Origin of the sequence: Dyadobacter sp. Leaf189, assembly GCF_001424405.1 — a bacterium.
Taxonomy (GTDB): Bacteria; Bacteroidota; Bacteroidia; order Cytophagales; family Spirosomataceae; genus Dyadobacter.
Genome location: NZ_LMPS01000001.1, coordinates 23,195 through 43,940, shown reverse-complemented (window position 1 = coordinate 43,940; position 20,746 = coordinate 23,195). Strand labels below are relative to the sequence as shown.

At 44.8% G+C, this 20,746-nt stretch carries 26 protein-coding genes; 17 read left to right on the top strand and 9 right to left on the bottom strand.

The genetic code is table 11. The features are described from left to right. Positions 1–3 precede the first annotated feature (3 nt). Together ASG33_RS00215 and ASG33_RS00210 are read right to left on the bottom strand one after the other, a co-directional pair. Entirely contained in the window at positions 4–900 is an 897-nt protein-coding gene (locus ASG33_RS00215; protein ID WP_082489045.1) for a hypothetical protein, read from the bottom strand. A 40-nt stretch (positions 901–940) separates the two neighbouring features. Then, a complete protein-coding gene (locus ASG33_RS00210) occupies positions 941–1,828 on the bottom strand; it encodes a DUF58 domain-containing protein (RefSeq protein WP_031529678.1) in 888 nt (295 codons plus the stop codon). Positions 1,829–1,912: 84 nt separating this feature from the next. On the opposite strand from ASG33_RS00210, the gene ASG33_RS00205 reads away from it, so the two are divergent. Then, positions 1,913–2,272, top strand: a complete 360-nt coding sequence (locus ASG33_RS00205; RefSeq protein ID WP_229238516.1) for a DUF4296 domain-containing protein — start codon at positions 1,913–1,915, stop codon at positions 2,270–2,272. 50 nt (positions 2,273–2,322) lie between these two features. Then, positions 2,323–3,057 (top strand): polyprenol monophosphomannose synthase, encoded by a 735-nt coding sequence (locus ASG33_RS00200; RefSeq protein WP_056279113.1) that lies wholly within the window; start codon positions 2,323–2,325, stop codon positions 3,055–3,057. Here ASG33_RS00200 and ASG33_RS00195 read toward each other — a convergent pair. Continuing rightward, entirely contained in the window at positions 3,047–4,240 is a 1,194-nt protein-coding gene (locus tag ASG33_RS00195; RefSeq protein ID WP_056279110.1) for a M20 family metallopeptidase, read from the bottom strand. The genes ASG33_RS00200 and ASG33_RS00195 overlap by 11 nt on opposite strands. Before the next feature lie 196 nt (positions 4,241–4,436). Between ASG33_RS00195 and ASG33_RS00190 the strand changes: the two genes are divergently transcribed. The 7 genes from ASG33_RS00190 to ASG33_RS00160 all read left to right on the top strand — a co-directional run bounded on the left by ASG33_RS00190 (position 4,437) and on the right by ASG33_RS00160 (position 9,344). Then, on the top strand, positions 4,437–5,318 hold the full coding sequence (locus ASG33_RS00190) for a class I SAM-dependent methyltransferase (RefSeq protein ID WP_056279109.1): 882 nt from the start codon (positions 4,437–4,439) through the stop codon (positions 5,316–5,318). A gap of 51 nt (positions 5,319–5,369) precedes the next feature. After that, positions 5,370–6,305: a hypothetical protein gene (locus ASG33_RS00185; protein WP_056279106.1), complete on the top strand. Its 936-nt coding sequence runs from the start codon at positions 5,370–5,372 to the stop codon at positions 6,303–6,305. Between the two features lie 99 nt (positions 6,306–6,404). After that, a complete protein-coding gene (locus tag ASG33_RS00180; RefSeq protein WP_056279104.1) occupies positions 6,405–7,223 on the top strand; it encodes a phytanoyl-CoA dioxygenase family protein in 819 nt (272 codons plus the stop codon). 74 nt (positions 7,224–7,297) lie between these two features. After that, on the top strand, positions 7,298–7,477 hold the full coding sequence (locus ASG33_RS00175; protein WP_229238515.1) for a hypothetical protein: 180 nt from the start codon (positions 7,298–7,300) through the stop codon (positions 7,475–7,477). Position 7,478: 1 nt separating this feature from the next. Then, a complete protein-coding gene (locus tag ASG33_RS00170; RefSeq protein WP_056279100.1) occupies positions 7,479–7,703 on the top strand; it encodes a DUF2283 domain-containing protein in 225 nt (74 codons plus the stop codon). A gap of 8 nt (positions 7,704–7,711) precedes the next feature. Further along, positions 7,712–8,521 (top strand): glycosyltransferase, encoded by an 810-nt coding sequence (locus ASG33_RS00165; RefSeq protein WP_056279098.1) that lies wholly within the window; start codon positions 7,712–7,714, stop codon positions 8,519–8,521. 58 nt (positions 8,522–8,579) lie between these two features. Next, positions 8,580–9,344, top strand: a complete 765-nt coding sequence (locus ASG33_RS00160) for a glycosyltransferase family 2 protein (protein WP_056279096.1) — start codon at positions 8,580–8,582, stop codon at positions 9,342–9,344. A gap of 43 nt (positions 9,345–9,387) precedes the next feature. Here ASG33_RS00160 and ASG33_RS00155 read toward each other — a convergent pair whose 3' ends face one another. The 3 genes from ASG33_RS00155 to ASG33_RS00145 are packed head-to-tail and all read right to left on the bottom strand — an operon-like array spanning position 9,388 to position 12,521. Then, a complete protein-coding gene (locus ASG33_RS00155; protein ID WP_056279095.1) occupies positions 9,388–9,837 on the bottom strand; it encodes a hypothetical protein in 450 nt (149 codons plus the stop codon). Beyond that, the gene (locus ASG33_RS00150; protein ID WP_056279093.1) at positions 9,838–10,998 is read right to left on the bottom strand and encodes a 1-deoxy-D-xylulose-5-phosphate reductoisomerase; all 1,161 of its coding nucleotides are present in this window, start codon (positions 10,996–10,998) and stop codon (positions 9,838–9,840) included. 17 nt (positions 10,999–11,015) lie between these two features. Beyond that, entirely contained in the window at positions 11,016–12,521 is a 1,506-nt protein-coding gene (locus ASG33_RS00145) for a GH3 auxin-responsive promoter family protein (RefSeq protein ID WP_056279091.1), read from the bottom strand. A 173-nt stretch (positions 12,522–12,694) separates the two neighbouring features. On the opposite strand from ASG33_RS00145, the gene ASG33_RS00140 reads away from it, so the two are divergent. The 7 genes from ASG33_RS00140 (at position 12,695) to nadD (ending at position 17,539) form a co-directional block, all read left to right on the top strand. Then, the gene (locus ASG33_RS00140) at positions 12,695–13,720 is read left to right on the top strand and encodes a rod shape-determining protein (RefSeq protein ID WP_015813280.1); all 1,026 of its coding nucleotides are present in this window, start codon (positions 12,695–12,697) and stop codon (positions 13,718–13,720) included. Positions 13,721–13,850: 130 nt separating this feature from the next. Beyond that, positions 13,851–14,690, top strand: a complete 840-nt coding sequence (gene mreC / locus ASG33_RS00135) for a rod shape-determining protein MreC (protein WP_056279090.1) — start codon at positions 13,851–13,853, stop codon at positions 14,688–14,690. Further along, a complete protein-coding gene (locus ASG33_RS00130) occupies positions 14,687–15,190 on the top strand; it encodes a hypothetical protein (RefSeq protein ID WP_056279088.1) in 504 nt (167 codons plus the stop codon). The genes mreC and ASG33_RS00130 overlap by 4 nt, the downstream gene beginning before the upstream one ends. A gap of 218 nt (positions 15,191–15,408) precedes the next feature. Continuing rightward, positions 15,409–16,008 carry a sigma-70 family RNA polymerase sigma factor gene (locus tag ASG33_RS00125; protein ID WP_031529693.1) on the top strand — a complete coding sequence of 200 codons (600 nt, stop codon included), beginning with the start codon at positions 15,409–15,411 and terminating at the stop codon, positions 16,006–16,008. Between the two features lie 79 nt (positions 16,009–16,087). Beyond that, the gene (locus ASG33_RS00120; RefSeq protein WP_169739273.1) at positions 16,088–16,378 is read left to right on the top strand and encodes a phosphohydrolase; all 291 of its coding nucleotides are present in this window, start codon (positions 16,088–16,090) and stop codon (positions 16,376–16,378) included. A gap of 9 nt (positions 16,379–16,387) precedes the next feature. Then, on the top strand, positions 16,388–16,957 hold the full coding sequence (gmk, locus tag ASG33_RS00115) for a guanylate kinase (protein ID WP_056279087.1): 570 nt from the start codon (positions 16,388–16,390) through the stop codon (positions 16,955–16,957). Positions 16,958–16,966: 9 nt separating this feature from the next. Continuing rightward, positions 16,967–17,539 (top strand): nicotinate (nicotinamide) nucleotide adenylyltransferase, encoded by a 573-nt coding sequence (gene nadD, locus ASG33_RS00110; protein ID WP_056279086.1) that lies wholly within the window; start codon positions 16,967–16,969, stop codon positions 17,537–17,539. On the opposite strand, the gene ASG33_RS00105 is transcribed toward nadD, so the two are convergent. After that, a complete protein-coding gene (locus ASG33_RS00105; RefSeq protein WP_056279085.1) occupies positions 17,540–17,929 on the bottom strand; it encodes a hypothetical protein in 390 nt (129 codons plus the stop codon). A 63-nt stretch (positions 17,930–17,992) separates the two neighbouring features. On the opposite strand from ASG33_RS00105, the gene ASG33_RS00100 reads away from it, so the two are divergent. Then, the gene (locus tag ASG33_RS00100) at positions 17,993–18,418 is read left to right on the top strand and encodes a nuclear transport factor 2 family protein (protein WP_056279083.1); all 426 of its coding nucleotides are present in this window, start codon (positions 17,993–17,995) and stop codon (positions 18,416–18,418) included. A 67-nt stretch (positions 18,419–18,485) separates the two neighbouring features. On the opposite strand, the gene ASG33_RS00095 is transcribed toward ASG33_RS00100, so the two are convergent. Together ASG33_RS00095 and ASG33_RS00090 are read right to left on the bottom strand one after the other, a co-directional pair. After that, on the bottom strand, positions 18,486–19,415 hold the full coding sequence (locus ASG33_RS00095; RefSeq protein ID WP_031529699.1) for an AraC family transcriptional regulator: 930 nt from the start codon (positions 19,413–19,415) through the stop codon (positions 18,486–18,488). A gap of 174 nt (positions 19,416–19,589) precedes the next feature. Further along, complete coding sequence (locus ASG33_RS00090) at positions 19,590–20,729, bottom strand: acyl-CoA dehydrogenase (RefSeq protein WP_056279081.1); 1,140 nt, start codon at positions 20,727–20,729, stop codon at positions 19,590–19,592. Positions 20,730–20,746: the final 17 nt, after the last annotated feature.

Here is a 20,746-nt window from a genome sequence, read left to right as displayed (position 1 = left end):
TGATCAGCTGACGGGACTATCCAGTATAAATTTCCTTTTACTACGATAAAGACGCGTCGCACCTGTTTTTAAAACTTCCAGGTATACCTCCATATTTTTGGACTTACCCTGGCCCCCATACACAATTCCGTCCATGTTCCTCAATGCGTCGGCAAGTGCATCATCGGGCATATTATCCATTATTTCGCGGGTTGTATAAGTTGCAAAAGGCTTTTTCTCCAATCTTTCAAGATAGTTTTTCCAAACGATTATCGCTTTCTCCGCATCCTTGATATTGTTTTTTTCCCGAGCATTGCGCATTAGCCTGTTGAATGACCTTACGTATTCCAAATGCCGCCTCTGCAACTTGATCAGCTGCCACTGCTTGTAAATATCCTGTCCAAAAACCCAGTAAATGCTACCCGAGACGCCAATAACCAGCGCGACAGTACCAATCAGAATGGAGAAGTTGAACTGGCTGCTCAATGGGAGCAGGTCGGTTTCCGGCCTTAGAAGCGGCTTTTCAGTCGATTTAACCAAATTGCTGCTGATCAGGAATACGGAATCAGGAGTTGTGAAAACAGAAGTGCAGTCTTTGCTCCCGAACACAAAAACCGGAAGGCGGAGTGTTTGCTTAGGTGTTACGTCGAAAGATATCAGCTGGTAAACCGAGCTGTCGAGGGTTCCTTTTTCGTCTGTGTTGGATACGAAAATCTTCTTCGATATGATTTCAAATGGTGAGAAGTTGTACGATGAATCAGGGAAGAAAATTTCGGTACCTGGCTTGTGACGCACACTTAGCGCAAAATAAACGGGCTTTCCTACTTCAATGCTGTCTGTCAGGAAAACGCCGGAAGGTTTTATTTTCTGCGCCGATGCGTTGGCATATAAAAAGAGGATCAGCAATAAACTGCTGCTCATCTTTTTTAAAAAAAATAAAGAAAACACTCTTCCCATTCGATTACTGCGACGCACTGCTTTTGGTATAACGCCTTACTTTAAACATATGGATAAGCGCAGGTACATAATCTTCCTGTGTGTTAATGGAGATATAGTCGGCGCGGTTCTGGTGACACAGTCTCCTCAACTCCGAACTTCTCTGATCAAAGCGGCTTGACATATCTTCCCGGTATTGTTTCGAAGATGTGTTTACCCAAACTGTACTTTGCGTTTCTGCATCATACAATGGGATAATGCCTAACCCAGGCAGATTGATTTCACGTGAATCGTATAAATGGATTACGATCAGATCGTGCTTTCGGGCAAGTGCTTTGAGGTTATGGTGGTAATTGCTGTCGATAAAATCGGAAATCAGAAAGATCAGGCTGCGCCTTTTAAGAACATTCAGCGTAACCAGGATCGCTTCACCAATGTTGGTCCTGGTAGATTCAGGCACCAGTTTGTAAAGCTCGGAGATCACCGTGTACCCGTGCTTCATTCCATCGGAAGGGCGGATATACCTTTCGTTACGATCAGAAAAACAAAGCAGGCCCACGCGCGTTGCTTCCTGTATCGCCGACAATGCCAAAACCCCGCATATCTCCTTCGCAATATCTATTTTAAGCCTCTTTGCCTCTCCCACGTGCTGCGACGCACTTACGTCGAGCATGAAAAAGGCTGTTTGCTCTTTATCTTCCTTAAATATCTTGATAAATGTTCCGTGGCCTTTTGCCGATGTGTTCCAATCGATCGCCCGCACGTCGTCGCCGTACTGGTACAACCGCAGGTCATCGAATTCCAGACCGGAGCCTTTAAAAACGGAGTGAAAGTTGCCGTGACGCTCGCTGGTTACAGCTTTGCGCATGCGGATTTCATATTTCCGCAGCTTTCCCAAAAACTGTTCAAACATAAGTTTTGCAAAAAAATTATCACCTTTGTCACCAGTCCTATCTAAACAAAGATAGGAATTTTGATAGTGATGCTGCTTTTAGCCATGAATATACCAATGCGGTTCGCTTCTTTCATATTGTTTGTCCTAATGCTGTGCGGCTGCTCCGAGGAGGAGAAACCACCGCAAAATACATTGTCGGAAGAAAAGATGGCCGCTATCCTCACCGACATTCATGTAGCCGAGTCGCGGGTGAACCGCCTCAACCTCCGCTCGCTGGATTCTTCCCTGATGATCTTTAACCACCTGAAGGCCGACATATGGAAGAGACACAAGGTGGATACGCTGACATATTCCAAGAGTTATACTTACTATATGTCCCACCCGCAGCTCATGACACGCATTTACGAAAAAGTGAACAAGAAAATTGAGATTAGGGAGAAAAATAACAATATTAAGCTCTGAGTCTTTATTCTTCTGTGAATCACCCATTTAACTAAACACAACTCTATCCTGTGAATAATTGTATTGTAGTAATCCCAACCTACAACGAGATTGAAAATGTTGAAGCAATCATCCGGAAAGTATTCAGCCTCGGGCATCCTTTTGACCTGCTGATCATTGACGACGGTTCACCGGACGGTACTGCTGATGTGGTTAAGAAATTAATGAATGAATTTGCGGGCCTGCATATGGTAGAGCGCAAAGGCAAGCTTGGATTGGGAACTGCATACATTCACGGCTTTAAATGGGCACTCGAAAAAGGGTACGAATACATTTTCGAGATGGACGCCGATTTCTCCCACCCGCCGGAAGATCTGATCAAACTATACAAAGCTTGCGCAATGGAGGGTCACGATGTAGCAATCGGATCGCGGTACATTACAGGGGTAAATGTCGTTAACTGGCCAATTAACAGGGTATTAATGTCGTACTTCGCAGGTACCTATGTTAGAATGATCACCGGAATGAAGATCATGGACCCTACTGCGGGCTTTATTTGCTATACCGCGAAAGTACTGCGCGCGATCAATCTCGATAATATAAGGTTCATCGGCTACGCATTCCAGATTGAAATGAAATTCAATTCCTGGAAATATGGATTTGATATCGTGGAGGTACCTATCATTTTTACAGACCGAACTAAAGGCGCTTCCAAGATGTCGAGAGGGATATTTAAAGAGGCTGTCCTTGGAGTGATCAGCCTCAAAATCAATAGCTACTTCAAAAGGTACATTGTCAAGCATTAAGCTCCGAAATCGCGAGCCAGCTCATTAGTCCGGTTGATATTTCCAATGCGCTTTCGTCGATATCGAAAGTCGGAGTGTGCACACCCGAAATGATTCCACGCGCTTCATTGCGTGTACCAAGCCGGTAAAAGCACGAATCGACCACCTGTGAGTAGAATGCAAAATCTTCTCCCGCCATCCATAGGTCAAGATCAATCACGTTTTCGGCACCCACGTACCCCGTAGCGGCAGTGCGCACGCGGCGGGTAAGCTCGGGATGGTTTTTAAGGAATGGATACCCTTTCACTATCTCAAAATTGCAGCTTCCACCCATTGCTTCGGCGATGTTTTCAGCCATTTTCTTCATTCTCCGCAATCCGTCTTCACGCCATTCTTCATCCATACAGCGCCACGTTCCCTGGATAGTTACTTCGTCAGGTATAACATTCGTTACACCATCTGCGATAAAGCGGCCAAATGACAATACAGCAGGATTGGCCGGATTTCTGTTGCGACTGATGATCTGCTGCAATGCGACGATGATATGCGACGACATTAAAACGGGATCGATCAGCTGGTGAGGCGCAGCAGCGTGCCCGCCTTTTCCTTTTACTGTCAGATACAGCTCATCGGTACTCGCCATATACATTCCTTCCCTGAAACCAATTTTACCCACGGGAATATTAGGAGCTACGTGCTGCCCGACCATACTGGCTGGTTTCGGATTTTCAAGCACTCCCTCTTTGATCATCAGCGAAGCTCCGCCTGGCGCTTTTTCCTCAGCAGGCTGGAAAACAAGCTTTACAGTTCCTTCAAAATCACCTCTGATCTGGTTCAAAATCCGCGCGGTGCCAAGTAGTGAAGATGTATGTACATCGTGGCCGCAGGCGTGCATTACCCCAGGGACTGTTGATTTATAAGGTACTTCATTCGCTTCAAAAATCGGTAACGCGTCCATATCCGCGCGCAGGCCCACTACTTTTTTTTCCGGGTTTCTTCCTTCTATAATTGCCACCACGCCTGTACCAGCTATTCCCTCTTCCGGCTGCAAGCCCAATGCAGTCAGCTCGGCAGCAATGTACTTGGCCGTTTTAAACTCTTCAAAAGACAATTCCGGATTGCTGTGCAGGTGCCGGCGATGAGCAATAATATCTGCTGACTGTTCTTTGGCAAGCGTTTTGATTTTTTCCAGAAGCTGAGACATAGGAACGCGGATCTTACTTTTTAATGACGGTATTTGGTTACAAATCGTCCAAAGTTAAGGATAAATAGATTGCGGTGCTGATCCTGCAAGACAACTCTGTTGCCCTTCCTTTTGGTAAGAAGGCGGTTAACATTGAACGTTGTATGAAGAAAAAGGGTAATTTTGACCAGACATGAATTAATCAGCACAGCACGAAATGAATCAAAAGGAGTTTTTAGAATCGTTGGTTTGTCCGCTTACAGGAACCCCGTTAACCATATCAGAAGATCAGAAAACATTGACCAGCCAGGACGGCACAGTGTACGAAGTAGGCGACACCGGGATTGTCAATATGCTATATCCCAAAGAACTGCTTCCTGAGGATGCACGCGAGCAATACCTTTACGACCAGGCATTTCTTCGCTATGACAAGGGCGTTTCGTGGGTTTTTGAAACTTTAAACCATTCTGACGAGGCTGCTACCAGAAAATTCTTCATTGATTTAATGGAATTGAAGCCGGGCATGAAAGCGCTGGAAGTGGGCGCAGGAACAGGCAAAGATTCCGCATTGATTCTTGACAGGGTCCGTCCGGGCGGAACTGCTGTGTTGTCCGACCTTTCTCCGAATATGTTGAAACTGGCACAGGAGAAACTTAATACAGAAGACGTAAACGCGCATTACTTTCTTGGAAACGGCTCTTACCTTCCTTTTCCTGACAATACCTTCGATGCTGTTTTTCACTTTGGCGGCATCAATACATTCTCCGAGAGAAAAAAGGCTTTCGAGGAACTGACCCGCGTAGTAAGGCCGGGCGGAAAAGTAGTAGTCGGCGACGAAAGCATTGCTCCCTGGCTGAGAAACACCCCGACTTATGCGACGCTCCTTAAAGCAAATCCGCTTTTCAGGGCTGAGGTACCGCTGGAAGACCTTCCTGCCAACATTGAGAATTTCAAGCTGCATTATGTTTTTGGCAATGCATTTTATGTAATGGAATTCAAAGTGACCGCAACTGCACCGGAAGTAGATATAGACCTTCCGATTCCCGGCAAAGATTTCGTCGATAACTGGCGGATCAGAGCTGAAAAGGCAGTGGACTGATTTTCACTTCTTTCATTTTAAATATTACACACCAAGAATATTAAGCATTCCATGTGGGTTAAAAAAGGAGTTATTTACAAACCTGACGCGAGCATGCCACATAGTTTGTCGCACGCACAGGTTCCATTTGCATATAAACACAAAGACTTTCTTCGCATTTACTTTTCGACCCGCGATGCAAGTACACAATCGCGGCCGACTTTTATAGATGTGGATTACGACGATCCCAAAAAGATCCTGTACGTTCACGATAAGCCCATTCTGGAACTCGGCGGACCGGGGGAATACGACGAAACCGGCGCAATGCCCGCATGGTTTGTAGACCGCCCGAATGGCGATATCTGGCTTTACTACACGGGCTGGAACCGCACGCATAATTCTTACCGGCTTTCAATGGGACTTGCAGAGAGTCACGATGGTGGTTTGACTTTCAAGAAGAAGTTTGTCGGCCCTATTATGGATCGCAGCATTCAAAACCCGTTGTGGGCTGCCCAGCCTTCGGTCATGATCGACGACGATGGTACCTGGCGGATGTGGTACATTTCCGGGCACAAGTGCGAATGGATCCACGGTTACCCTGAACCTTACTACCGCGCCCAATCTGCTACTTCCAAAGACGGTATTCACTGGGAAATCAGCGACATTCCAACGCTTGATTTTGATGATTTTCTGCACGCGGTAGGTCGGCCGAGCGTTTTCAAGGAAGATGGTATTTACAAAATGTATTACTCATACCGTCATTCCCGGGATTACCGCACGGATCGTAATCAGAGTTACCGGCTGGGCTATGCAGAATCTGCCGACGGAACAACCTGGGAGCGGAAAGACCATCTGGTAGGAATTGCGAAATCAGACAATCCGGAGGATTTCGATTATCAGATGATCGATTACGCCAATTTTTACCAGCACAACGGCAAACGTTACCTGCTGTATAATGGAAACGGCTTTGGTGCGGCGGGATTTGCTTATGCGGTCTGGGAGGATTAATCTCCTGAAAAAGACTGATCTAAGTCACTTCTGCATTGCCAAAAGAATAATAATTTTGAGCGATCATTATTACTTAAACTTCACACAAGCAATCAGAAAATGAGTACACTTCAAGAACAGTTCAACAGAGACGGTTATGTGCTTTTAAGAGATTACCTCGACAAAGACATTATCAATACAATATATACAGACGCGCGGAAAATCTTTGCGACGCAGATCAAGCATGTTACCGGCAGGTCGGTCGATATAGACGATCGTGATGGATTTGAGAACGCGATGTTTGAATTTTTTGAGAAAGATTTCAATGCATTTGTTAACACAGGCAAAACGGTACAGCATACATTTTCGCTGCATCGCCTTGGTGTTGATCCTTTGATCGAAAACCTTTTGAAAGAAGTTGGTTTGTCTAATCCAATCATCGGCGCACGTGCTGCAATGCAGTTTAACAGCCGGTTTTTGTCAAAAGATGGTAGCAAGCACTGGAAACTGGATGCGCATCAGGACTGGCGCACAGGTCAGGGATCTCTGGACAGTACTGTAATCTGGTTCCCGATGGTTGACGCCGGCGCGGATATCGGTGCATTGCAGGTGATTCCAGGCAGCCACACAACCGGTCTGAGAGCATCTTCAACTTCCGGTTACCAAGGCGGAATTACTGCCGAGTTGAAAGACGAGGATTTTGTCCAGACTGAGTTCAAAGTAGGTGATATCTTGATTTTCTCTGCGTTTTTGATCCACCAATCAGGAAATAACATTACTAACAACATTCGCTGGTCTGTTCAGCTGCGGTACAACAATCTCGACGAACCTACATTCATCGAGCGCGGCTACCCGATGGCGTACATTTATAAACCGGAAACAGAACTGGTAACACCTGACTTCCCAAGTGTGGAGCAGTTGAAAGGGGTTTTTAGTTAAACCTAAAAATCATAATGAAATTCACACACTACTTTTTATTTACAAGAGAACGACCGGACAGAAAGGATATCAGAATGGAGTGGATTGAACAAGCTTTCCATTTTCCACTGAAAGAAGATATTCAAGCTGACGGTCGCATTCGCAGATGGGCCAAGATTGAGGAGAACCAAAAATTTTTGCGCCTTGTTTTGCTGGAAGACGGCATTACTGTACATAATGCTTTTTTTGATCGCTCGTTTAAGCCGGAAGATTGATATGGATATAAGATATTTTCAGGACACAGATACGCTATTGCTGGTCTTCAATCAGAATGAGGTCGTTTCAACAGATGATTTAAATGAAAACATGCTTGTTGACCTTGATGAAAATGGAAATCCAGTCTCTCTGACTATCGAGCATGCTACAAGTGTTACGAATGTCAATGGTTTGTCTTTCCATCAGATCAATGGTGATACGGTGAGAGAGCTTGTTGCTATTTAGTTTGGTTAATGAAAGTATCAGTCTGCGTTCCGACATATAATCACGAGAAGTACATTGTACAGATGCTCGAAGGGGCTTTCATGCAACAAACTGATTTTGACTTTGAAATTGTAATCGGCGATGATGCGTCTACGGATCTTACGCAAGATATTATCAGAGATTATGAAAAGAGAAAGCCCGGCAAAATCCGGGCTTTTCTGCATTCTGAGAACCAGGGCCCAAGCGAGCCGCGGGAATTTGCCGGTCGCAATAATGTGCTGCAACTGGTTAAAGCCTGCAAAGGCGAATATGTGGCCATGTGCGAAGGCGATGATTACTGGACAGACCCGCTGAAATTGCAGAAGCAGGTCGACTTCCTGGATAAAAACCCCGATTTCAGCGTGTGTCACCATAATATGCGCGTTGTTTACGAAGATGGATCTCCTGAACATTTGTTTAATAAGCCCGATCAGAAATTAATTTCGGGTATTGAAGATATCCTGGAAGACAAATGGTTTTTTGCCACAGCAAGCTGGTTGTACCGGAATCCTTTCCAAGATCATGATTTTGCTGAATGGCACTCGAAAGCCGCTGCAGGTGACTGGGCTTTAATGATACAGCTTGCCGCAAGAGGCAAAATCGGTTACCTGCCGGATGTAATGGGGGTATACAGAAAGCATAGTGCGGGGCTGAGCAATGTTCACGCACATACAAATATTCCTTTTTTGCAAAACAGAAAGGAAATGTTTGAAAACGTAGACAAGTGGCTGGACTACAAGTATCACGATGTTGTCTCAAAAACCATAGCAAGCTACGAGGCCAAGCTAGCAATACGCTGAAAATTGGCAGTTCGAATTAATAATCTTTAATTTGTACTGTTTTCAACTACTGACTTTTATGAAGCTAAGCGTCGTAATACCAGCATATAATGAGGAGGAATCCATTACACACACGCTGGTATCTCTTTACAATACATTAAATAAATACAATATCCCTCACGAAATATGCGTGACCAACGATAATTCCAAAGACGGAACGTTGCGGGTATTGGACGAGCTTTCACTTCAAATTCCCACACTGGTTTACTACACCAACCCGGGTCCAAATGGTTTTGGCTATGCGGTAAGATATGGATTGGAACGTTTTAAAGGAGATTGTGTAGCCGTTTTCATGGCCGATATGTCCGACGATCCCGAAGATCTTGTTAAATATTATAACAAAATGGTGGAAGGCGATTACGATTGCGTATTCGGCTCCCGCTGGGACAAAGGCGGAAAGGTGATTGACTACCCGGCACTGAAAAAAGTGATCAACCGCGTTGCTAACTTCATTGTTCGCATTGTAATGGGGATCAAGTACAATGATACCACGAATGCATTCAAGCTGTATAAACGGGAAACCATCGAGGGTATCAAACCTTTTTTAGCTCCTCACTTCAATCTCACCATTGAACTTCCGCTGAAAGCAATGGTGCGTGGCTTTAATTATGCGGTTGTACCAAACAGCTGGACCAACCGTAAATACGGCGAATCGAAGCTGAAAATAAAGGAAATGGGCAGCAGGTACTTCTTCATACTGATGTACTGCCTCATTGAAAAGTACTTCTCGCAGGGAGATTTCATGAAAAAAACAACTGCGCCAAAGAAAGAAGTTAGCCGCTGAGGAACAGCCGCTGAGAAACAGCTGCTGGCCATTTGCAGAAATGCTACTTGATCCAATCCTGAATGAATGTGACCTTATGTGCGATGTAGGAAATGCCAAGCCCCCAGATAATCGCACTTAGCGACATCCACATGAATATGGAGTGTTTCGGGACGCGGAATGCTACTGCAAGGATCGGCCCGAAAAGGGGCGTAAACAATGGCGGGGTTAGAAAAGCGATACCGATGATGCCAAAACGTTTCCAGATATTGACTGCAATGCGGTTGGTGCGGGTAAACTTTTTAGGCTTCGACTTTCTTCGCTTTTTAATAAATGCCTGAATCCCTCCTCCGATATACGTCAATATCAGAACAGTGAACATCATCCCGATTGCGGAGCAGATTGCTGTTTCTATCCAGGTTAATTTCAGGATTACACCCGTGATCGGACCGCCGAAGAATTTGAGTGTACTGGCAAGTGCAACAGATAAGTATTTGAGAAGGGTGGTTTTCATTTATACTTTCACCTGGATCATATCAGAAGCAAAACGCCTGGTTGCTTCATTGGTTTCAACATAGTCAGAATAGGAAGGGTTACCGATGAAAGCTATTTTGGCCAGGCTTTCGGTAATTACGTCCGAAATATCCAGAAATCCTATCCGGTCGTGCAGGAATGCATCCACAGCTATTTCGTTTGCGGCATTGACGATACAGGCTGCATTTCCGCCTTTTTCCAAAACTTCATAAGCGATCGCGAGATTCCTGAAAGTTTCCAGGTCGGGCTTTTCGAATGTTAGTGAAGGATAATTAACAAAATTGAATCTTGGAAAATCTGATTTCAGGCGATTAGGATAATCCAATGCATACTGAATGGGAAGCTTCATGTCCGGCAAGCCCATTTGTGCTTTGATACTGCCATCTTCAAACTGCACCAGCGAATGAATGATACTTTGCGGATGCACGATCACGTCAATCTGAGAAGCCTGCAAGTCAAACAGCCATTTTGCTTCGATCACTTCAAGCCCCTTATTCATCAAGGTAGCCGAATCAATGGTAATCTTTGCACCCATACTCCAGTTGGGGTGTTTCAATGCCTGCGCCTTGGTTACCTCCGCCAAAAACGCACGGTCCTTTCCTCTGAACGGGCCGCCGGATGCAGTCAGAATAATCTTTTCGATCGCATTGTTTTCCTCTCCCGCAAGACATTGAAATATAGCAGAGTGCTCTGAATCAACAGGGTATATACTTACATGATGTTCTCTGGCCAAAGCTGTGATGAGCTCACCGGCCACAACCAGCGTTTCTTTGTTCGCCAATGCAATTGTCTTCCCGGCTTTGATCGCGTGAATAGTAGGCAGCAGTCCCGAGTAGCCGACCATTGCGGTAAGAACGATGTCCACATTATCACTTTCGACTACGGAAACCAACGCTTCTTCACCCTGATATACCTTTACCGGAAATGGGGCCAGTGCTGTTTTTACCTTGTCAAACTGATCTCCATTACAAATTACCACCTCGGAAGGCAGGAATTTAACTGCTTGTTCTATCAGCAAATCGGCGTTGTTGCCGGCAGTAAGTACGGATACGGTAAATACCTCAGGATTGGCGCTGATCACATCAAGCGCTTGCGTTCCAATTGATCCGGTTGACCCTAAAATGGCTATTCTCTTCTTCATTCTTTTCTATTTTAAGGTCATCCCCTGTGTCTGAACTTCACCAATTCATCTGCAATCTTTCTGTCGTTGGACAACCGCGGCACTTTATTCTGTCCGCCCAGCTTTCCATTTGCACGCATGAAATCGATAAAGGCATTCTTCGGAAGTGGTACCAGTTGCAGCGTTTTCAGGATACTTCCCTCGATCAGGTCCTTATAGTAAATGTTCAGCTCTGTGAGGCGACGGTCTACATCTGCCACAAACTGCTCCATATTGTTGGGCAAAGTAGCAAACTCAACCAACCATTCATGATAAGGAAGCCCGCCTTCCTGCGGGTTTACCATAGGTGCAACCGTGAATTCGACCACCTCTACCTCTGGATGCCGCTCCATTCCAAATTTAAGCGCCTTTTCAATCTCTTCTCCGATCACGTGCTCGCCAAATGCGGATATAAAATGTTTGATCCTTCCTGTTACCAGGATTTTATATGGGTTTGTAGAAACAAATCGCACCGTATCACCAAGCGAGTAACCCCAAAGTCCTGCATTGTTATTCACGATCATCGCGTAGTTTTTGCCAACTTCCACTTCACCGATTGAATATCTTGGCGGATTTTTGTCAAAAAACTGATCAGCAGGAATAAACTCATAGAAAATGCCGGTATCCAGCAAAAGCAGCAATCCCTCTTCATGCTGCACATCCTGGTAGGCAAAAAAGCCTTCCGAGGCTGGATATAGTTCAATAGAATCGATGGACTTGCCAATGGACTCGAACAATTTTGCACGATAAGGTTCAAAATTCACTCCTCCGTATATAAAGAGAGAGAAGTCCGGAAAAACGTCCTTGATCTTCTTGCCTGTCCGCTCGATAATCCTGTCGAAATACATTTGTACCCAGGGCGGAATCCCGGATATCAGTGACATGGGCTGGTCGATTGTCTCGTCGATGATCTTTTCCAGCTTGGTCTCCCAGTCCTCAATGCAGTTGGTTTCGTAACTGGGCATTTGGTTTCTCCGCAGATAACCCGGAACGTGGTGGTTGGAGATACCTGACAAACGACCTGTCAGTACCCCGCCTGTTTCTGTCAGTACCGGGCTGCCAGACAGGAAAATGAGCTTTTTGTCTAAAAACTGAGATTTCCCGGTTTCAGCAATGTACGTCAAAATGGCATTTCTTGCCGAGTCGATGTGATTGGAAATTGAGTCTCTGGAGATCGGTATATACTTGGTTCCGGAAGTAGTTCCGGAAGTTTTGGCAAAATACAGTGGCTTGCCTGGCCAGAGGATATTGTCTGCTCCCTCTTTGATCTTGCCGATGTAGCCTTTCAGGTCTTCATAATCTGAAACCGGCACGGCCTGTTTGAAGTCTGAATAAGATTGGATATCCCGGAAATGATGGTCTTTCCCGAACTCGGTACCGGCCGCTTTGGCGACTAATTCCTGCCTCCATTTTTCCTGAACCGCAATGCTTTCAGAGATCCATTGCTTCTGCTGCTGAACAATATATCTCGCCAGCGGCTGACTCAAAATTGCTTTGATTCCCATAGTAAAAACAAAGGTACATAGTAATTGTAAATTCTGTCAAAGGGGCTAATTATGACGTATTTTTACCCACTTTGAGGCAACTTCCTAAATTTTTTAAATGCCTTTGTTTGTGGACAATAATCTGTAATTTTGCCAACCTGAAATCAAAGTGAGCGCAAATTTTAACAAATTATATGGGATTGTTTGATTTTTTGACTAGCGATATTGCGATTGATTTAGGTACTGCCAATACTTTGATCATTCATAAAGATACAGTAGTAGTTGACGAGCCTTCTATCATTGCCATGGACAAAACCACGGGCAAAGTTCTGGCGATCGGCCACACGGCCATGCAAATGCATGAGAAGACCAACGAAAATATAAAAACAATCCGCCCACTCAAAGATGGTGTAATTGCAGACTTTACGGCAGCCGAAATGATGATCCGCGGGATGATCAAAATGATCGATACCGGCAGCCGTTTTTTCACGCCTTCACACCGAATGGTAGTTTGTATTCCTTCGGGAATTACGGAAGTTGAAAAACGTGCGGTTAAGGATTCCTGCGAGCATGCAGGTGCCAAGGAAGTTTACATGGTACACGAGCCCATTGCAGCCGCAATCGGTATAGGAATCGACATTACCCAGCCGAACGGTGTAATGATCGTGGACATTGGTGGTGGTACTACCGAAATCGCCGTAATTGCGCTTTCAGGTATTGTCTGCGAGCAGTCTGTACGCATTGCGGGGGACGTTTTTACGCGTGATATCGTCGATTATATGCGCCGTGAGCACAACCTGCTGATCGGAGAACGTTCTGCGGAACTGATTAAAATGGCGATCGGCTCAGCTTCGCCTGAGTTGGAAGTGCCTTTGGATGATTACCAGATCCGCGGGCGCGATTTAATGACGGGTATTCCGAAAGAAATTCGCGTGACGTATAGTGAGATCGCGTATTCTCTTGATAAGTCCATTTCGAAAATCGAGGAGGGCGTTATGAAGGCGCTGGAAATCTCTCCACCTGAGCTTTCAGCTGATATCTTCAAAAACGGTATTTACCTGACAGGCGGCGGGGCTCTGATCCACGGATTAGACAGACGTATCGCGCAGAAGACTAAACTGCCGGTTCACATTGCTGACGATCCTTTAAAGGCGGTGGTAAAAGGTACTGGAGAAGTTCTCAAAAACCTCGAACTCTACAAGCCTGTATTGATTTCTTAGGATCGGCTCGCGCATAGTTTATCAATTTGGCCTCAGGCCCGACGTTCGAAAATTTTATATTTTTGTACATCGTGCGCCGCACAACGTATTCGTGCACCAGGTGATGAACTGCGCGTGAACTTTTTAGCCCATGCTCCAACTTGTTGATTTCGTCATTCGAAATCGTTTTTTTCTGGTTTTCGTGCTGCTGGAAGTACTCAGTGTTTGGCTCATCGTGCGCAGCAATACCTATTGGGGAGCTACTTATTTCAATACCTCCAATTACTACGTTGCTAAAACACTTGCGTTTTCTAACTCAGCAAGGGAATTTACCAAACTCGACGAAATCAATGCGGACCTTGCTGCCGAAAATGCCAGGCTGCACGCACTTGTCACAACCCTGAACCAGCAAAAGCCGGTTGACTCTCCTTCCGGCTACATTCCCGATTCCGTATTTGCTTCACGGTATACCTACACAGTTGCCAAGGTGGTTGACAATGAAACCAACAAGCAGAACAATGTACTGACGATCGATAAAGGTACTGCGCACGGGATCAAGCCTGGTATGGGGGTTATTTCTGCTACTGGTGTTGTGGGCAAAGTCAGGTTCTGCTCTGAGCAATATTCCGTTATTACTTCGATCCTGCATTCGCAATTCATGGTTTCCAGCAAATTGGTTCGCAGCAAAGAGATAGGCTATGCCAAATGGCCAGGTAAAGACCCCAACTTCATTGATCTGATTGACGTATCCAAGTACACGAAAATCTTCAAGGGTGACTCGGCTGTTACTTCTGACCAGAACTCGGTCTTCCCTCCGGGCATTATGGTCGGCAAAGTGGAGAATGTGAGCGTGCACCCTAATCAGACCTTTTACAATATCATTTTAAGGCTCTCTACAGACTTCCGGAACCTCTCGTACGTTTATGTGGTACAAAATCAACAACTTGGGGAGCAGGAAAATCTGAAAGAACGTACTATTGAAAAACGATGAGTTTAAGAGAAGCCATACAATATTCGCTGATGATCCTGCTGTATCTGTTCCTGCAGATCTTCTTCATGCGCAATATGGTTTTGTTCAATTATGCATTCTGCTTTATCTATATCGCCGGCGTTTTGCTGCTGCCTGCGGACATTGACAGGATGTATTTGCTGCTGATTGCATTCGGTATCGGCTTTACGGTCGATGTTTTTTCAAATACTTTTGGCATGCACGCCTCCGCTACAGTCCTGATCGCCTACATCCGTCCTTTCCTGATCCACTTCCAAATGAAGTCAAGGGGAGCTGAACGGGCCGAGGTCGGAATCCGCACCCAGGGCTTTGGCGCATTCATTTCCTATGTGTTCCCACTTGTTCTGCTACATCATTCTGTGCTCTTTTTAATGGAGATCAATCATTTTGGAATGATCCTTTACACCCTGATCCGCATTGGTGCCAGCACGCTCTTAACTACTCTCCTCATTATATTACTGGAACTTTTTTCTAAACGCTGAATATGCCAATTTGGCACAATCCTGATTTTGGCTCGGAATTTGATGTAGCTACATTAATTGTACGATGAGCAAAAAGGCAGTTTTCGAAAATGGTGAGTTCTGTCTTTTTCTAATTTTATCGTGAAGCAGTGGCTGTTAAATAGCTTCAACGAGCCATTTGTCAAAAATAATTTGTACCGTTTGGAGCTGTTATTAATCTTTGTAAATTCAGCATTCCTATGTTAGTTGCCATGTCAGAAACGCTCACGACTAATGGATACACGGATGATCTTCGTTATGAAGTATTTAACCGCGAATTCATGCCTCATATCGACTCCATGTATAACTTCGCCTTTCGCCTTACCATGGATGAAGACGATGCAAATGACCTGGTTCAGGATACATACTTAAAAGCTTTCCGGTTTATTTCTTCGTTTGAACAAGGTACAAATGCCAAAGCTTGGTTATTTAGGATCCTTAAAAATAGCTTCATAAACGACTACCGTAAAAAGAGCAAAGAACCTTCAAAAGTCGATTACCAGGAAGTTGAAACCACATACAATTCAGAAGAAGCTTCTGATACTACGTACACAGTGGATCTTCGCGCAGATGCAGTTCAGGAGCTGATTGGAGACGAAGTGGCCAATGCATTGAACGCACTTCCGGTCGATTTCCGTACGGTAATTATCCTTTGTGATATCGAAGGCTTCACGTACGAGGAAATGGCCAAGATACTTGATATTCCTATTGGCACTGTACGTTCAAGGTTGCACCGCGCGCGTAACCTTTTGAAAGAAAAATTAAAGAGTTATGCAAGTTCAATGGGATATGATTCGTAGGTTGTGAAACTTTTTTTGCAACCTATTCGGTTATAGGGTACAACAGAAACTTATTCCATTATTCTTTTCATTTTAAGTAATGAATGCATCTCCAACGACGCCTTCTGTGACAGAAGCTGCGCAAAACAAAGTCATGAAGCACACGTGTGAGCATCGCGCTCAGTGTATGAAGGTCATTCAGGCAATCCTGGATGATGAGGCGACCGAAGCTGAAAAAGACCATTTTCGCGAAAATATGGATACATGCATTCCCTGCATCGAAGCATATCGTCTGGAAAAATGCATCAAAGATTCGCTCAACCACAAAATAGAGAAGAAGCCCTGCCCCGAAAGTATCCTCAATACGATTTTAACTAAAATCAACAGTTAATCTGTTCGTGTGAAAGGTAAGCTCATCATATTTTCTGCCCCTTCCGGTTCTGGAAAAACCACCATTGTCAGACACTTATTAAGTAAGTACAGTAACCAGCTCGCATTTTCTGTCTCTGCTTGCACACGCGAGAAACGGGACCATGAAGTATCGGGAAAAGATTACTACTTCCTCTCATTATCAGACTTTCGTCAGAAAATTGCTGACCAGGAGTTTGCTGAATGGGAAGAAGTGTACGCGGGCAATTATTACGGTACATTAAAATCAGAAATCCAGCGACTTTGGGCTGAGGGCAAACACGTTATTTTTGATGTAGACGTAAAGGGCGGCTTAAAGCTTAAAGAAGCTTACGGAGATCAGGCTCTTGCGGTGTTCGTAAAAGTTACCTCCGAAAAGGAAATTCAGCGCCGGTTGGCCGGACGAGGCACAGAGTCGGCCGATACGCTCGCAACCAGGCTTGCAAAAGTTCGCTACGAGCAAAGCTTTGAGCATGAATTTGACGAAGTGCTGGTTAATAATGAGCTCAATGTAGCCCTTGAAAATGCAGAAAAACTGGTAGAACGTTTTCTTGCATCTTAACTTCACTGCATGAAAATCGGTCTATTTTTCGGGTCTTTCAATCCCATTCATATAGGGCATTTGATCATTGCCAACTCCATGCAGGCAACCACAGACCTGGAACAAATCTGGTTTGTCGTCAGTCCGCAAAATCCATTTAAAAAGAACAGTAGTTTACTACACGAATTCGACCGCTTTGATCTGGTTGAGCGCGCTATTTCTGACAATCCTGCATTCCGGGCCAGTGATGTCGAGTTCCACATGCCCAAGCCAAGTTATACCATTGATACACTGATCCGTATTCAGGAAAAATTTCCTCAGCACGAATTCAGGCTGATCATGGGGGAAGACAATCTGGCGCAGTTCCCTAATTGGAAAAATTACGAACAGATACTTGAATATACAGGCTTGTACGTATATCCGAGGCCCGGTTCAAAGCCACACGCTTTCGCCAACCACAAGGCGGTAAGGTTTGTTGAAGCGCCTTTGCTGGATATTTCAGCCACATTCATCCGGTCTGCGATAAAGAAGGGGATATCGATCAAATACCTCGTGCCGGAGCCTGTAGAGCAGCTGATTAAGATCAGGAAGTTCTACCAATAATTACAATGGCCGGCTCTGGTAAGTAATCTCTGACAGAAGCCCGACTGCATTAAATTTCAGAATCACTTTCTCTGCGTTCGAAGGCGACTGGATATTTTCGCATTGCGGGCCTTTCTCCAAAAAATAGACATAGAATTTCTGGTTCCGCTCTCCAAGCTGGTGAATATCAGGGCGGCCGAGTATCTTGGTAATATCATCAGCAAATTTCCCTTTCAGTTCTTCCTGCACAGCTTTAAAATCCTTTTTAAGCACTCCGCGAATATCCTCACATCCACCCCGATCAGAACGCCATTTTTTAAGATCCAACACACCCAGTTTGTCCGGCGCAGAGCCGCATGCATTCAATACCACAAATAGTATCAGAATATAAAATTTGTCCGCAAATTTCATTTTAGACAATTGCTTTCGTTAAGTTTAAATTGATCCACGAAGCTACCTTATACTTCTCAATACATGAAATTAACAGCATTGTTTTTGGCTTTGTTTTCGATTGCTGTCGCAACAAATGCACAAGTGGCGCCGGTTGACGGAACGGATTGTGCAAAGCTGTTTTTTAATGCATTACAGGAGAAAGATGCAGCCGCATTGGATCAATTACTTACTGCAGACTTTACGGTGATCAGCTTCAATGGACAGCAAATCAGCAGAGAGCAATTGAAACAGGCAATAAGCGAAGGTTTGCTCGTCATTGAATCCGGCATGCTCTCCGGTACCGGCACCCGTAATTACCGCGATGTAGCCGTAGTTACCGGTTTGTGGAGCGTGCGCGCAAGGTTACAGAACAGCAGCTTCCAGGGTGATCTGAGTTACATGACAGTGTGTGTCAGAGCTGGTGGCAGATGGCAGGTTTCTGCTGTGCAGCTTACCCCGGTGAACTAGATAGGAATGCAGTCAAACAAAAAAAGGAGCCCTTGAAGGCTCCTTTTTCATATATGTTTCCTTTGATCTACACATTCATCAAAGACTCACGACGGCGCATTTTACCAGCCGGGATCCCGAACATCATTTTGAAACGACGGCAGAAATAGGCTGTGTCTTTGTAACCTACATCAGAACCAATCGCACGAATGCTTTTCTTGGATGTACGAAGCAGGTCTACCGCTTTTTCCATTCTTTGGTACTCGATGTAATCCTGTGGGTTAATACCTGTCAGCATCTTGAAATACTGTCCTACATAATCCTCAGAGACATTTGCCACATTGGCCAGCACTTTATTGGAAAGATCGCCGCCCAGGTTGTCTTTGATATAGGCAAAAATGTCAATCAGACGCGGATCTTTGAAATAGGTACTGTTTGTAACCAGCTGCTCAACAAACAGCTTGTTTTTAAGAATGTAGCGAATAATTTCAATTACTACTTCTTCTGTCTTTATCTTGATGATACGACCCTTTCCAGGTGTATCGAGCATATCTTCTGTCAGGATCTGGTTGATTGTAGCCGCGATCTGATCGTCTCTTTTGATCAAAAACGGAGGTACGTCGAGTGAAGTGAAAAAGTTGACAGTATCGAAAACCTTTGCTTCAAAAGAAATCAAGCCGAAAGAGTTAGGAAGCTTTCCGATCAATGCAGGATCGTGACCAGCGTCGATGTAGTTGTCACGATTGGTCATGAACTCCTCGTTCGATACAGTTTTGGCTGTCTGAGTATTCCCGTAAGTCACAGTAGCGTGTTTTCCACCAGGAATGAAAAGCATGTCACCTTCTTCCACCTTCTGCGACTCCTCAGAGCCAAAAGAAACTTCTCCGTCGTACAGAATCGTAAGTGAGTTCTGAACATCGTAGAAATTCTTAATTGTAATAGGCTGCAAAATCCGTATATGACGGGCTTTCACGAATTTTACCCCTAAAGATTCAATAATCTTATTATAATCTTCCATACTTTATATGTTTAAGGGTCCTTTCGACCGTAACTTTCAATTTTTGTACAAATCTAATAAATTGTACAAAACTAATACAAGTATAGATTGACAAAAAACTGAAAAAAAATGATATTTTGATATCATTTAAATCCAACATTTAGAACAAAAAGGAATTCGTTGTTCTAAATCAGCTTATTTCAACAGTTCCCTGGCTATCACCAGTTTTTGTATTTCAGAGGTACCTTCATAAATCTGCGTAATTTTCGCATCGCGCATCAGCCGCTCTACGTGATATTCTCTGACATATCCATAGCCTCCGTGTATCTGAACCGCTTCTGTCGTAACCCACATTGCAACATCCGACGCGTACAGTTTTGCCATCGCCGCCGCCTGCACGTAATCCTTACCCTCGTCTTTCACCAGCGCGGCTTTATAGACCAATAACCGAGCAGCTTCCACTTTCGTGGCCATTTCAGACAGTTTAAACTGAATTGCCTGGTGATCGCTGATCGGCTTCCCGAATGTTTTGCGCTCTTTGGAATATTTCAAGGAGAGATCCAATGCGCCCGCAGCTATTCCCAGCGCCTGGGCAGCGATACCTATCCTGCCTCCATTCAAAACATTCATCGCGAATTTGAATCCAAGTCCGTCTTCCCCTATCCTGTTCTCTTTGGGCACAATTACATCCGAAAACATCAAAGTATGTGTATCCGATGCCCTTATCCCCATCTTATCTTCCTTCTTACCAACTGCAAATCCACTCCAATCCTTCTCTACCAAAAACGCATTGATCCCGTGGTGCCTCTTTTCGGCGTCAGTTTGGGCAATAACAATGCACACATCTGAGGTCTTGCCGCTGGTAATCCAGTTTTTGGTACCATTCAACAGATAATGTGTTCCCTGATCAATGGCGGTTGTGTGCTGAGAAGTAGCGTCAGAACCAGCTTCCGGCTCCGATAAACAGAACGCACCGATTATTTCGCCTGTGGCAAGCCGCGTCAGGTATTTTTGTTTCAACTCTTCGCTGCCATATTTTTCAAGTCCCCAGCAGACCAGAGAATTATTGACGGACATAATAACGCCAGCAGACGCATCAATCCTGGAAATCTCCTCCATTGCCAGCACGTAAGAGAGCGTATCCATTCCGCTGCCGCCATATTCCGGCGCTACCATCATTCCAAGAAATCCAAGCTGGCCCATTTTGTGGAGCAGGGCGGGATCAAATTTCTCATTGATATCACGCTCGATGACGCTGGGCTGCAATTCAGTATTGGCAAAATCCCGTGCAGCCTCGCGCACCGATTCATGCTCTTCGCTCAGATTAAAATCCATTCCGTTTAATAATGTGG

Excerpts from the sequence above, each read along its gene's own strand:
- ASG33_RS00215 (WP_082489045.1), bottom strand. The coding sequence starts at position 900 with ATGAGCAGCAGTTTATTGCTGATCCTCTTTTTATATGCCAACGCATCG.
- ASG33_RS00210 (WP_031529678.1), bottom strand. The coding sequence starts at position 1,828 with ATGTTTGAACAGTTTTTGGGAAAGCTGCGGAAATATGAAATCCGCATG.
- ASG33_RS00205 (WP_229238516.1), top strand. The coding sequence starts at position 1,913 with ATGAATATACCAATGCGGTTCGCTTCTTTCATATTGTTTGTCCTAATG.
- ASG33_RS00195 (WP_056279110.1), bottom strand. The coding sequence starts at position 4,240 with ATGTCTCAGCTTCTGGAAAAAATCAAAACGCTTGCCAAAGAACAGTCA.
- ASG33_RS00190 (WP_056279109.1), top strand. The coding sequence starts at position 4,437 with ATGAATCAAAAGGAGTTTTTAGAATCGTTGGTTTGTCCGCTTACAGGA.
- ASG33_RS00185 (WP_056279106.1), top strand. The coding sequence starts at position 5,370 with ATGTGGGTTAAAAAAGGAGTTATTTACAAACCTGACGCGAGCATGCCA.
- ASG33_RS00180 (WP_056279104.1), top strand. The coding sequence starts at position 6,405 with ATGAGTACACTTCAAGAACAGTTCAACAGAGACGGTTATGTGCTTTTA.
- ASG33_RS00175 (WP_229238515.1), top strand. The coding sequence starts at position 7,298 with ATGGAGTGGATTGAACAAGCTTTCCATTTTCCACTGAAAGAAGATATT.
- ASG33_RS00170 (WP_056279100.1), top strand. The coding sequence starts at position 7,479 with ATGGATATAAGATATTTTCAGGACACAGATACGCTATTGCTGGTCTTC.
- ASG33_RS00165 (WP_056279098.1), top strand. The coding sequence starts at position 7,712 with ATGAAAGTATCAGTCTGCGTTCCGACATATAATCACGAGAAGTACATT.
- ASG33_RS00160 (WP_056279096.1), top strand. The coding sequence starts at position 8,580 with ATGAAGCTAAGCGTCGTAATACCAGCATATAATGAGGAGGAATCCATT.
- ASG33_RS00155 (WP_056279095.1), bottom strand. The coding sequence starts at position 9,837 with ATGAAAACCACCCTTCTCAAATACTTATCTGTTGCACTTGCCAGTACA.
- ASG33_RS00150 (WP_056279093.1), bottom strand. The coding sequence starts at position 10,998 with ATGAAGAAGAGAATAGCCATTTTAGGGTCAACCGGATCAATTGGAACG.
- ASG33_RS00145 (WP_056279091.1), bottom strand. The coding sequence starts at position 12,521 with ATGGGAATCAAAGCAATTTTGAGTCAGCCGCTGGCGAGATATATTGTT.
- ASG33_RS00140 (WP_015813280.1), top strand. The coding sequence starts at position 12,695 with ATGGGATTGTTTGATTTTTTGACTAGCGATATTGCGATTGATTTAGGT.
- mreC (WP_056279090.1), top strand. The coding sequence starts at position 13,851 with ATGCTCCAACTTGTTGATTTCGTCATTCGAAATCGTTTTTTTCTGGTT.
- ASG33_RS00130 (WP_056279088.1), top strand. The coding sequence starts at position 14,687 with ATGAGTTTAAGAGAAGCCATACAATATTCGCTGATGATCCTGCTGTAT.
- ASG33_RS00125 (WP_031529693.1), top strand. The coding sequence starts at position 15,409 with ATGTTAGTTGCCATGTCAGAAACGCTCACGACTAATGGATACACGGAT.
- ASG33_RS00120 (WP_169739273.1), top strand. The coding sequence starts at position 16,088 with ATGAATGCATCTCCAACGACGCCTTCTGTGACAGAAGCTGCGCAAAAC.
- nadD (WP_056279086.1), top strand. The coding sequence starts at position 16,967 with ATGAAAATCGGTCTATTTTTCGGGTCTTTCAATCCCATTCATATAGGG.
- ASG33_RS00105 (WP_056279085.1), bottom strand. The coding sequence starts at position 17,929 with ATGAAATTTGCGGACAAATTTTATATTCTGATACTATTTGTGGTATTG.
- ASG33_RS00100 (WP_056279083.1), top strand. The coding sequence starts at position 17,993 with ATGAAATTAACAGCATTGTTTTTGGCTTTGTTTTCGATTGCTGTCGCA.
- ASG33_RS00095 (WP_031529699.1), bottom strand. The coding sequence starts at position 19,415 with ATGGAAGATTATAATAAGATTATTGAATCTTTAGGGGTAAAATTCGTG.
- ASG33_RS00090 (WP_056279081.1), bottom strand. The coding sequence starts at position 20,729 with ATGGATTTTAATCTGAGCGAAGAGCATGAATCGGTGCGCGAGGCTGCA.